Genomic DNA, 12,522 nt, shown 5'->3' with positions numbered 1-12,522 from the left:
GGTCTGCTGGACAGCTTCGATCATCGCGTCGTCTTCGCATCCGTGGAGCTGGACGATCTGGATGGTCCCGGCCGTCACCAGCTGCCCTATGTGTTTCAGACTGTCATCGACGAAGACGCCGACGGCCGGGATAGACGGGTCCAGGGCCTTGCGCAGGGCTGCGGCCTGGTCGTCGCTGACGCGGCGCTTCTTGCCGGCAAAGACGAAACCGGCATAATCGGGCCGGAGTTCATTGGCCCAGGCAATATCACAGGGCCGCTTGAGGCCGCAGAACTTGACCTTAACCACGATAGCCTCCGGCCAGCTCGTCGAGCATGGCTTTCTTATCGGGACTGCGCATGAAGGTTTCGCCGATGAGGACGGCGTCGACGCCGTGGTCGCGCAGGACCTTCGTGTGGTCTGCCGTCTTGATGCCGCTTTCGGCGACGAAGAGGATGTCCTTCGGTACCAGCGGCCGCAGGCGGCAGCTCGTATCGAGGGATACCGTGAAGTCCTTGAGGTTGCGGTTATTGACACCGATGATGCGGGCACCGATGGCGATGGCCCGGCGCACTTCGTCTTCATCGTGGGCTTCGACCAGGGCCGACAGGCCCAGAGAATCGGCCAGCTGGAAGAAGGTCCGCAGCCGGTCGTCGTCTAGGACGGCGCAGATGAGGAGCACAGCCGACGCGCCCAAGGCCCGGGCTTCGTAAATCTGGTATTCGTCGATGATGAAATCCTTGCGCAGGACCGGCGTATCGACGGCAGCGGCGATTTCCTGCAAATACTGCGGGCTGCCCAGGAAGTAATCCCGTTCAGTCAGGACGGAAATGGCTGCGGCGCCGGCCTGTTCATATTCTTTGGCAATGGCGACGTAAGGGAAATCGGGAGCGATGAGGCCCTTCGACGGCGAGGCCTTCTTGACTTCACAGATGAAAGACAAGCCCGGCTTCTTCAGGTTCCTTTCAAAGGGGAATCCTTCTTTCTTCGGAGCTGCCAGGGCCCGCTGCTTCATGACTTCCGGCGGGGCCTGCTGTTTATCCGTGACCAGCCGCTTGGCAACGGCTGCCGTAAGATCATCTAATATCATAGGGCACCTTCTCACTCGTCGCTGACGGCAATGCATTTTTCCAGGGCTGCCGTCGCCTTGCCGCTGTCGATGAGGCTGGCTGCGAGCTGGATGCCGTCGGCGATGGAATCGGCTTTGCCGGCGACAAAGAAGGCTGCACCGCTGTTCATGAGGACGGCATTGCGTTTCGTCCCCTGGATTTTCCCGGACAGGACATCACGGGTAATCTGGGCGTTGACTTCCGGCGTCCCGCCGACGAGGTCTTCTTTCGTCCCCGGCGTGAGGCCGAAGTCTTCCGGTTTGATGGCCGATGTCCGGTAATAACCGTCGCGGAGTTCACAGATCGTCGTCGGGCCGTTCGGCGAGATTTCGTCGAGTTTTTCCTGACCGTAAGCGACGAGGCCCCGTTTGACGCCGAGGGAGGCCAGGACCTTGGCCAGCGGTTCGACGAGATAGCCGTCATAGACGCCGAGGAGGAACATTTCCGGCTTGGCCGGGTTGGTCAGAGGGCCGAGGATGTTGAAGACCGTCCGGAAGCCCAGTTCCTTGCGGATAGGGCCGACGTATTTCATAGCAGCGTGGTATTTCTGGGCAAAGAGGAAGCAGAAATTCGTTTCTTCGAGCATCTTCAAGGCCAGCTGCGGGTCCTGCTGGATGTTGATGCCCAGCGCCTCCAGGCAGTCCGCCGTACCGCACAGGGATGAAGCGGCCCGGTTGCCGTGTTTGGCGACCTTGACGCCGCCTGCGGCCAGGACCATGGCCGACGTCGTGGAAATATTGAAAGAATGGGCGCCGTCACCGCCGGTGCCGACGATTTCCAGGACTTCCATGCCCGGATGGGGAACGGGCGTCGCCAGGGAGCGCATGGCTTCGGCACAGCCGGAAATTTCATCGATCGTTTCGGCTTTGGTGCTCTTCGTCGAAAGGGCAGCCAGGAAAGCGGCGTTCTGAGTCGGCGTCGTTTCGCCTTTCATGATTTCCATCATGACCTGATGGGCTTCGTCGTAAGTCAAATCGCCTTTATTGACAATCTTGATAATCGCTTCTTTAATCATCGTAAGTACCTCCATTCAAAGAGTCATCTATATTACTTATAATGTAAGGAAATTTTCTACCATCATCGGCCCCTGGGGCGTCAAAATCGATTCGGGATGGAACTGCAGGCCGTAGACGGGATACTGCTTGTGACCGACGGCCATGATTTCGCCGTCTTCCGTATGGGCCAGGACTTCCAATTCTTCGGGCAGCGTATCCGGGTCGAGGGCCAGGGAATGATAACGGCCGACGTCGACCTGTTCCGGCAGCCCTTTAAACAACGGGCTGTCCGTTTTCAGCGTCGCTACGGACTGTTTGCCGTGCATGAGCTGCTTGGCATAGGTAATGGTTCCGCCGTAGACTTCGCAGATGGCCTGATGGCCTAAGCAGACGCCCAGGATGGGGACCTTGCCGGCGAAGTAGCTGATGGCTTCTTCGCAGACACCGGCATCGGCGGGACGGCCCGGACCGGGTGAAATGATGAGGTGATCCGGATGCATGGCTTCAATATCCTGGACGGTCTTTTCATCGTTGCGGATGACCGTGATATCCGGGTCGAACTGACCGAGGAGCTGGTAGAGATTATAAGAAAAACTGTCGTAATTATCAATGAGAACTATCATTTGTCGATTCCTCCATTAGCCTGCTGTAATGCAATGACGACGGCTTTGGCCTTGTTCAGACATTCCTGATGTTCCTGTTCGGGGATGCTGTCGGCGACGATGCCCGCACCGGAGCAGGCATAGACGTGATTGCCTTTCTTGTAAGCCAGGCGGATGCCGATGCAGCAGTCCATATTGCCGGTAAAGTCGATGTAGCCGATGGCGCTGCCGTAGACGCCGCGTTTGTGGCCTTCTAGTTCGTCGATGATTTCACAGGCCCGGATCTTCGGCGCCCCCGACAGGGTGCCCGCCGGCAGGACCGAAGCAATGGCATCGACAGCCGTCTTGTCCTTGCGTATCGTACTGTGGACAGTCGAGCCGATGTGCATGATGTGGGAGAAGCGCAGGACGTCGAGATAGCGTTCGACGTGGACGCTGCCGAATTCGCTGATGCGGCCCAGGTCATTGCGGCCCAGGTCGACGAGCATGTTGTGTTCGGCCAGTTCCTTGGTATTGTGCAGGAGTTCGTCTTCCAAGGCCTGGTCTTCTTCCGGCGTCTTGCCCCGCGGCCGCGAGCCGGCCAGAGGGAAGGTGAAGAGGTCGCCATTTTCCAGGCGGGTCAGCGTTTCCGGCGAAGAACCGGCCAGTTCGATATCGTCACCAGAGAAGAAGAACATGTACGGCGACGGATTGATGGTCCGCAGGACGCGGTACGTATCGAGGAGGCTCCCTTCGGCTTCGGCGCTCAGGCGGTTGGCCAGGACGACCTGGAAAATATCGCCTTCACGGATGTAGTTCTTGCCCTTTTCGACCATCTGGCAATATTCTTCTTCATTGAACAAGGGTTTGAAATCGCTCTTGAGCTGCAGCGGTACGTCCGGTGCCTTCTTGCCTTCGCAGATGAGGCTTTCCATGCGCTTCATTTCCAGGAGGGCCCGGTTGTAATTTTCTTCGACCGAGTCGAGGCGGACATTGACGATGAGGTAAATCTGCTGTTTCAGGTTATCGAAGACGATGACCTTGTCGAACAACATGAGGTCGAAATCGTTGAAGCCATCATCATCGACGGCATTGAGCTTCAGCGACGGTTCGGCGTATTTGATGAAATCATAGGCAAAGTAGCCGACCAGGCCGCCCGTAAAGGGAGGCAGGTCCGAAAGGCGCGGCGCCTTATTATCTGCCAGGATCTGGGAAATGAGCTGTTCCGGATGGTCCGTATGGATCTGGACTTCGGCGCCGGTCTTGATGTGGACCGTGCTGTCCTTGCAGTACAGGCCCATCTGCGGGTCATAGCCGATGAAAGTGTAGCGGCCCCAGCGCTGGGAGTCTTCCATGCTTTCCAGCAAATAGCAATGAGAGCTGATGTTCTTGACGATGCGCAATACTTCGATGGGCGTGCGGACGTCGGCATATATGCTGCGGCAGATGGGCACGACCTTATATTCACCTTGATATGCTTTTACCTGTTCCAGACTGAGCGTTTCCATATGAGCCTCCTAAAAAAAGAATCCGTCCATGACAATGTTACTTGTCAAGGACGGATTAAGTTCCGCGGTGCCACCTTGTTTCAGGGATCGAGCCCTACTCTCGACGGAATACCAACATATTCCCGGCAACTGACGTATGCCAACACGTCGCAGAATACTCAGCCTTACGGCCTTTGACTGCGCCCTCAGCGGTCCATTTAACGAGCTGCGTCGGCCGGCTCTCAGCACCCCGGCTCTCTGTACGTGCACGTCATCGTTTTTACTTCCGCCTCAAAGGTTTCATGGACGATGTTCATTTGATGGTTGTATGATACACCGCATTTTTTAACCTGTCAAGGAGATTTTTGTCCATATTCTAAAGACAATCGTTTTACTGGCAAAAAAGAGGCTGTCGCATGAAGACAGCCTCTTTTTGAGTTTTAAGTTTGTAGTTTTTAGTTTTCAGCAAATGGTAAAAAATTTAAAACCTTCTTCTACAAACTACACACTCTGTACTACAAACTTTACGAACGAATGAGTCACTCCTGATGACAGAGTCCTTTACGCACGCCCTACATCATAGCGATGACCGGCGAGATGATGAGCAGGATGCCGGCGAAGACGATGAGGACCAGGGAGATGCCTTTGTATTTATGCAGGGCATCGACTTTGTAAACCAGGTATGCTGGGATGAGGCAGGCGATGATACCGAAGATCGGGCCGAGCAGGGTCAAAAGCTTGAGGACCGGTGCATTGAGGACGATGGCGCCCCAGGCGACGGCGACGGCGAAGATGAGGATGCCGTGACGGACGACGGTCTTGCTGATTTTTTCTTCCGGAATGAAGCGGCGCAGGATGTTCATAGCAACCCCCTGGCAGGCTTCACGGAAGCCGAGGAAGACGCTGAAGAAAGCCGTCATGACAGCGAAGATGTTGAGGATAAGGCTGAAGATCTTGACGGCGCTGCCATCAAACCCTCTGGCAACGATGGCCAGGGCCGAAATGTTCTGGGAGTAAGCGAGGACGGCCTGGTCATGACCGAGGGCCAGGTTGAAGGACATAGCGTACGAGAAAATCGTGATGAACAAGACGGAGAAAGCGATTTTCATAGCCCGCATGGCTTTATAACGGGCGACGTGGATGGACTTGTTGTGAGAGCGGTAGGAAATGACCATCGGGCTGATGCTGGGGATGAAGAGGATCGATGTCAGCGTGACCGGCAGCATGGCGATGGTATTCTTGACGAGGTAGCCCAGGTCCGGGAAGACGCCGATGTTGGCCAGGTTCCAATGCTGGATCATGATGCCGCCCAAGCAGATGACGACTAACAATTTCGTCAGGACCATGAGCGTCGATACGCGGAACAGGAGCTGTTCACCCCGGGAGGCGATGAGGACCATGACGCAGATGATGGCCAATCCGTAGAAGGGGCTATCCGACAGGAGCGTGTCCGTTACGCCGAAGGAAAACAGGAAGGACGCGCTGTCGTTGGTCAGGGCTGTCGAATACATGAAGACGCAGATGAGGATGCTCAGGAAGTAGAGGATCCCCAGGAGGAAGCCCCAGTTCTTACCGAGGTAACCGCTGATGACGCTGGGATAATCTTCGCACCGCGGCGAATCTGCCAGGGTATTGATGAATAAGCACTGTAAGAGATAGATAGCCGGATAGGCGATGATAGCTGAGAATAAATAAACCCATACGCCAACCAGGCCTACCTGAACGGGCAAAAAGACGATACCGGCGCCGATGGCCATGCCGATACTCATAATAATCCAGCCCCAGTCCGTACTGTCGAACTTGACGGCTTCTTTCCATTGTGCATCTGTCATGCCCGCCTGCCGGGCCAATGCTGCTGTTGAGTTCATATGAATTACCTCCTATGATGGATACATTTGAAAATAAAGTGTCTCTCTTAACATTACATGTTTGTCGATGTCATCGGCTCCCCTTTCTCAATTTCTGTTCATATACATTTTATCTATATCAGTTATGGTCTATTTTCCAAAAACCGTAAAATTTAATGTATATGTCGGCGTTTCACCTTTTACTAAAACGTTCTATTTCTTACTTAAAGTATAACATGGAAGGTATATGCTGTAAAATATTCATTGCGCAATTTACTTTTATAGGAAATTCCTATATCAACGACTTATTTCCTTTAAATTTTCTTCATCATTTGCTAGGTTTTTCATATATTGAGAATGACTTGTTCTCACGATTCCAGCATTTCTATGAAGAAATGTCCTTTCCAAAAAGTCAAATTTCGATATATTTTCTTTATAATTTGTAAGTCATGGCTAGACATCTCTTTTTAGCTTTTCGTTTTTATTTATTCTTTATTTTCATTTTAAATATTCCTTTATTGTATCAAAAACTCATAACTTTCCTCTATTTTTTTATTTTGATACAATAAAAGTACGATATGCGATTCTATAGGTACGGTTGATATTCGAGGTGTTTAATTATGACTTTACAGCAACTTAGTTATATCTTAGAGTTATCTAATCACAATTCAATTTCGGCTGCCGCACAGGCTGTGAACATCTCCCAGCCCAGCCTGAGCACGGCCATACGGGACCTGGAAAAAGAGTTCTCCCTGACCCTGGTCGAGCGCAACCGCCATGGCATCATGTTCACACCGGCAGGGCTGGAATTCCTGCACTATGCCGGTCACATCCTCTCCCATGCAGCGGCCATGCACGACCATTTCCAGGCAGAAAAAAGACAGGACCTGCCCCAGATCCTGTCCATCTCTTCCCAGCACTATCCCTTTGCCGATGAAGCCTTCATCCATGCCCTGCAACACGTCCAGCCGGGCAAGTCCTGCGTATTCACCCTGCGCGAAGGGCGGACGTCGCAGGTCATCCACGACGTCGTCACCCGCGAGAGCCATCTGGGCATCCTCTTCTTGTCCCATATGAACGAGCGCTTCCTGCAGGACTTATTCCACAAAAACAAGCTGGAATTCACGTCTCTTTGCGCCTTTACGCCCTGTCTTTACGTCCGCAGCGGCCATCCCCTGGCAGCGTGTCAGCACGTCGTTCCCAGTCAATTTGCGGAATATCCCTGTGTCCGCTTTGAACAGGGCCATGACAAGTCCCAGTTCTCGGAAGAACTGCTCCTGCCCAATCCGGCCAGCCGCCAGTGCATCTACGTCACCGACCGTTCCACCCTGTTCAGCGTCATACGGTCTACCGATGCCTACACCATCGGCACGGGCCATGTAGCCCCGTCGATCATCGGCCGCCATATCCAGGCCATTCCCATCGAAAATCCCCTGGATACGATGACCGTAGGCTGGATCAAGATTGCCGGAGAACCCCTGCCCGAAGAAGCCCGCCACTACATCACCATCCTGGCCGGCCTCTTAGAAGGACGGGAGCATGGCTAGTGGCTCGTAGTTCGTGGCTTGTAGTGGCTGTCTCACGAAGGGGCTCATAATCCGTAGGGGCTCGCACGTGGCGAGCCCGTCCCAGGATACATGTGATTTTCTGACCAGTCTGCTAGGAGAATCTTCCAGATTCCTAACGGGTCGCCCACGCGGCGACCCCTACAGTGCAAAAAAACCGCCCCATTAAGCGTGTTCTTGCTTAATGGGGCGGCTCCTTTTTTCACTTACAACGAACTTATTTATTTGTCATCATAGGCTTTTGTCATGCGGACATAGCCTTCGTAGCGGTCCTTAGCATCTTCTTCGGTCTTTTCAAAGAGTGCTTCTGCCGTATCCGGGAAGGTGCGCTGCAAGGACGAGAAACGTGTTTCACCCATGAGGAAGTCGCGGAAGTTGGCTGTTGGCGGTTTTGAATCGAGGATGAAGGGGTTCTTGCCCTGTTTCTTCAATTCCGGATTATAGCGCCACAGATGCCAGTAGCCGGCTTCGACTGCCCGTTTTTCTTCGAGCTGGCTCTGACCCTGGCCGACTTTCAGGCCGTGGTTGATGCACGGTGCATAACCGATGATCAGGGACGGGCCGTTGTAGGCTTCGGCTTCTTTGAGAGCCTTCATGAACTGGTTCTTATCGGCGCCCATAGCGACCTGAGCGACGTAGATGTAGCCGTACTGTGCTTCCATCATGCCCAAGTCCTTCTTGCGCGTCTTCTTACCGGAAGCTGCGAACTGGGCAACAGCTGCCGTCGGCGTAGCTTTGGAAGCCTGGCCGCCTGTATTGGAGTAAACTTCCGTATCGAAGACCAGGACGTTGACGTCTTCGCCCTGAGCCAAGACGTGGTCCAAGCCACCATAACCGATATCGTAAGCCCAGCCGTCGCCGCCGAAGATCCACTGGCTGCGTTTGACCAGGAACTGTTTCATATCATAGACCTGTTCCAGTGCCGGTTTGCCGTCTTTTTCAGCTTCCAGGAGGGCAATGACCTTATCCGAACGTTCGCGGGTGCCTTCGCTTTCAGCCTTGTGTTCTTTCCATTCCGTAAAGGCTGCCTGCAGTTCCGGGCTGGCGACGTCCATAGCGGCATCGATGTACTGTTCCAGCAGTTTCCGTTCCGTCTTTTCAGCCAGCATCATACCGAAACCGTATTCTGCGTTGTCTTCAAAGAGGGATGTCGACCAAGCCGGGCCGTGACCCTGAGCGTTCTTGGTATAGCCACAGTCCGGTGCACTGCCACCCCAGACGCTGGAGCAGCCGTGAGCGTTGGCAATCATCATGCGGTCGCCGAAGAGCTGGGTGACGACTTTACAATACGGCGTTTCAGCACAGCCTGCGCAGGCGCCGGTGAATTCGAGGAGCGGCTGTTCGAACTGGCTGCCGATGACGGTATTCTTATCCATCGGGTTGGCTTTGACCGGCAGGCCGATGACGTAATCCCAAAGAGCCGCTTTATATTCTTCGCCGTCGAAAGGTTTCATGGTCAATGCCTGTTTCGGGCAGACATGGGTACAGCTGCCGCAGCCCAGGCAATCCATGACGGATACGACGATATTGTACTTGTAGCCCGGAGCCACTTTGATTTCCTTGTCCTGGTAGCCTTTCGGAGCCTTAGCGGCTTCATCAGGCGTCATCAGGAACGGACGGATAGCAGCATGGGGGCAGACGAAGGAACACTGGTTACAGCCGATACATTTTTCAGCATCCCAGCTCGGTACGAACATGGCGACGCCGCGTTTTTCTTCGGCGCAGGTCCCCGTCGGCCAACGGCCGTCTTCGATGCCATCATAAGCGCTGACCGGCAGGTCGTCGCCTTCAAGGGCATTGACAGGAATGGAGAATTCGCGGAAGAATTTCGTATGTTTCGACATGTCGACCGGTTCATCGACAGCATCAGCCCAGGCGGCCGGTACATCGACCTTGACGATAGCAGACAGGCCCTGGTCGATAGCTTCATTGTTCATGTCGACGATATTCTGGCCTTTCTTGCCATACGATGCGACGACGGATTCTTTCAGTTTCGCAATAGCCAGGTCCAGAGGAATGACATCGGCCAGTTTGAAGAAGGCCGACTGCATGATCATGTTGATGCGGCCGCCGAGACCGATTTTCTGAGCAATGCCGACAGCGTCGATGATGTAGAATTTGACGTCGTTGCGGGCAATAGCGCGTTTTAATTTAGCCGGCAGTTTTTCATCCAGTTCTTCCGGTTTCCAAACCGTATTGAGCAGGAACGTACCGCCTTTCTTGATGCCCCGCAGGAGGTCGAAGCCATGGACATAGGACTGGCGGTGGCAGGCGATGAAGTCGGCATTATTGATGAGATACGGCATCTTGATCGGCGTATCGCCAAAGCGCAGATGCGATACGGTGACGCCGCCGGATTTCTTGGAGTCATAAGCAAAATAAGCCTGAGCATACATATCGGTGTTATCGCCGATGATCTTGATGGCACTCTTATTGGCGCCGACTGTACCGTCGGAACCGAAGCCCCAGAATTTGCAGGCTTTCAGGCCTTTGCCACCTGTCGTGATGCCTTTGACGCGCGGCAGAGATTTATAGGTAACATCGTCGACGATGCTCAAAGTGAAGTCGTTCTTCGGTTCGAAGGCCTTGAGGTTTTCAAAGGCAGCGACGACGTCGCCCGGCAAGAATTCTTTCGATGCGATACCATAGCGGCCGTGGTAGACTTTCGGCGCATTGTCTGCTACGGCAAAGGTAGCAGCTACGCTGTGATAGAGCGGTTCGCCGTTGGCGCCGGTTTCCTTGGTGCGGTCCAGGACAGCGATCTTCTTGACCGTATTCGGCAGAGCGGCCAGGAAATGCTTTTCCGACCAGGGCCGGAACATGTGGACGTTGATACAGCCGACCTTTTCGCCTTTATCGACGAGCATCTTGACCGTTTCTTCAATGGTCTGGGCACCGGAACCCATGGCAACGAGGACGAATTCAGCATCAGGAGCGCCGGTATAGTTGAACAGGTGGTATTCACGGCCCGTGATTTCACTGATTTTCTGCATGTAACCTTCAGCGACATCGGGAACGCGGTCGTAGAATTTATTGAGGGCTTCGCGGTGCTGCATAAACGTTTCAGCCGGTTCGCAGAAAGAAATGGCTTCCGGATTATCCGGATTCATGCCGCGTTTGCGGAAGGCCCGGACGGCATCCATATCGAGGAGAGGCCGGAGTTTTTCATACGGCAGGACTTCGATTTTCTGGATTTCGTGGGACGTGCGGAAGCCATCGAAGAAGTTGATGATCGGGATGCGGCAGGAAATAGCCGTGGCATGGACGACAGCTGCCAGGTCCATGATTTCCTGGACACTCGATTCGCACATCATGCTGATGCCCGTGCCGCGCATAGCCATAGCATCGTCATGGCCGGCAAAAATCGTATAGCCGTTGGTGGCAACTGTACGGGATGCGACGTGGAAGACACCGGGCAGGAGTTCGCTGGAAATCTTGAACATGTTGCTGAGCATGATCATCATGCCCTGGGAAGATGTAAAGGTCGTCGTCAATGCGCCGGTATTCAAAGCGCCGTGCATAGCACCGGCAGCCCCTTTTTCAGACTGCATTTCCTGAACCTGGACGGTCGTGCCAAACAAGTTCTTACGGCCATGAGCAGCCCATTCATCGACGTGTTCAGCCATCGGCGACGACGGCGTTATCGGGAAGATGGAAGCCAGTTCCGTAAAGGCGTAGGCAATATAAGCCGCAGCTTCGTTGCCATCCATTGTCTTGAAGATTTTCTTTGCCATAGTACTTTTCCCCTTTCTGTAAAACCTGGTAACTGAAAGAATCCGTGTACACTTAGGAGTCATCTTTAACATTGCGCAGATAAAATCATCTTTTTTCACTATATGACTAAGGTATTTTTTAGATGACTATTTGTTATCTTCATTGTACTATTTCGAAAAAATTTATGCAAGGCCTTTCTAGTAAAACGTTCATCTTATGCCGATTTTGTCTAAACGCGTATATATTCATGAAAAAGAGTCATAAAAAAACAGGCTGTCACACAAAGACAGCCTGTTTTTTAGTCCTTAGTTTGTAGTTTTCAGTTTTTAGTGAATGGACAGCTAAAAATTTAACCTGATTCTGCAAGAAGTCTCCCGCCTCTTTAGGCGGTGAGATGAATTGCAGGTTTTTCTGAGGACTCGATGCCATCAGAAAAACAATGGCTTCACAAGTTGATTTGCAGTATAATCAGTAGTAAGAATGAAAGGATTTGGAAAGTCAAGGCAGGTGATGATAGTGAATAAGGCATGCCGTTACAGGCTCTACCCGACAACAGAACAGAAAATGATGTTTGCCAAGACCTTCGGCTGTGTCCGATTCATCTACAACAAGATGCTGAGTGACCGCATTGACTATTATAAGGAAACCGGCCAAAAGCTGAATAACACGCCTGCGCAGTACAAGGAAGAATTCCCTTGGTTAAAGGAAGTAGATAGTTTAGCCCTTGCCAATGCCCAAATGAACCTGAATAAGGCCTACAGCCACTTTTGGAATGACAGCAAGCATTTCGGCAAGCCGCGCTTCAAGTCAAAGAAAAATTGTCGTGCTTCGTATTCTACGAACAACCAGAAAGGCTCTGTCCGAATCGAGGGCCATAAGGTGAAACTGCCGAAAGTCGGCTGGGTGAAACTATGCCAGCATCGTCCCTTGCCGGAGAACAGTATCATAAAGACCGTAACCATCAGCAAGACGCCATCCGGAAAGTACTATATCAGTATGCTAGTGGAGTATGAAAACCAAATACTCCCTGTCATACCGAAGACCTTCCTGGGCCTGGATTTTGCGATGCACGGCTTGTATGTGGCTTCCGATGAGGATGAGGCTAAGTATCCCGATTTCCTGCGAAAGGCAGAGAAGAGATTGGCTAAGGCACAGCGGAAGCTAATCCCAAAAGACAGAAAAGAAGTCATAAACAAGAGAAAAMAAAGGCTTCGCGTAGCTATTCTCCATGAGAGAGTGTCCAAT

Annotated in this window: 9 protein-coding genes; 2 read left to right on the top strand and 7 right to left on the bottom strand. The window is 52.9% G+C overall.

Translation table 11 applies throughout. The annotated features are described in order from the left end of the window. The 6 genes from NM10_RS10910 to NM10_RS10885 form a co-directional block, all read right to left on the bottom strand. A partial coding sequence (locus tag NM10_RS10910) for a phosphoribosylanthranilate isomerase (protein ID WP_020311619.1) occupies positions 1-288 on the bottom strand: 288 nt, incomplete at its 3' end. Then, positions 281-1,069: an indole-3-glycerol phosphate synthase TrpC gene (gene trpC / locus NM10_RS10905; protein WP_020311618.1), complete on the bottom strand. Its 789-nt coding sequence runs from the start codon at positions 1,067-1,069 to the stop codon at positions 281-283. The genes NM10_RS10910 and trpC, both read right to left, overlap by 8 nt. An 11-nt stretch (positions 1,070-1,080) precedes the next feature. Continuing rightward, complete coding sequence (gene trpD, locus NM10_RS10900; protein WP_020311617.1) at positions 1,081-2,103, bottom strand: anthranilate phosphoribosyltransferase; 1,023 nt, start codon at positions 2,101-2,103, stop codon at positions 1,081-1,083. A gap of 36 nt (positions 2,104-2,139) precedes the next feature. Then, positions 2,140-2,706, bottom strand: coding sequence for an anthranilate synthase component II (locus tag NM10_RS10895; RefSeq protein WP_020311616.1), 567 nt, complete (start codon positions 2,704-2,706; stop codon positions 2,140-2,142). Then, positions 2,703-4,172, bottom strand: coding sequence for an anthranilate synthase component I (locus tag NM10_RS10890; protein ID WP_020311615.1), 1,470 nt, complete (start codon positions 4,170-4,172; stop codon positions 2,703-2,705). Before NM10_RS10890 ends, NM10_RS10895 begins: the two co-directional genes overlap by 4 nt. Before the next feature lie 551 nt (positions 4,173-4,723). After that, on the bottom strand, positions 4,724-6,019 hold the full coding sequence (locus NM10_RS10885) for an amino acid permease (protein ID WP_192813569.1): 1,296 nt from the start codon (positions 6,017-6,019) through the stop codon (positions 4,724-4,726). Between the two features lie 599 nt (positions 6,020-6,618). Between NM10_RS10885 and NM10_RS10880 the strand changes: the two genes are divergently transcribed. Further along, positions 6,619-7,545 carry a LysR family transcriptional regulator gene (locus NM10_RS10880; protein WP_071601854.1) on the top strand — a complete coding sequence of 309 codons (927 nt, stop codon included), beginning with the start codon at positions 6,619-6,621 and terminating at the stop codon, positions 7,543-7,545. Positions 7,546-7,784: 239 nt separating this feature from the next. Here NM10_RS10880 and nifJ read toward each other — a convergent pair whose 3' ends face one another. Next, a complete protein-coding gene (nifJ, locus tag NM10_RS10875; protein WP_020311612.1) occupies positions 7,785-11,297 on the bottom strand; it encodes a pyruvate:ferredoxin (flavodoxin) oxidoreductase in 3,513 nt (1,170 codons plus the stop codon). A 490-nt stretch (positions 11,298-11,787) separates the two neighbouring features. On the opposite strand from nifJ, the gene NM10_RS10870 reads away from it, so the two are divergent. After that, on the top strand, positions 11,788-12,522 hold a 735-nt coding region (locus tag NM10_RS10870; RefSeq protein WP_081642507.1), incomplete at its 3' end, for an RNA-guided endonuclease TnpB family protein.

Origin of the sequence: Megasphaera sp. NM10, from assembly GCF_000417505.1 — a bacterium.
Taxonomy (GTDB): domain Bacteria; phylum Bacillota; class Negativicutes; order Veillonellales; family Megasphaeraceae; genus Megasphaera; species Megasphaera intestinihominis.
The sequence above is the reverse complement of the archived record's forward strand: the minus strand, read 5'-3'. Positions and strand labels throughout refer to the sequence as shown.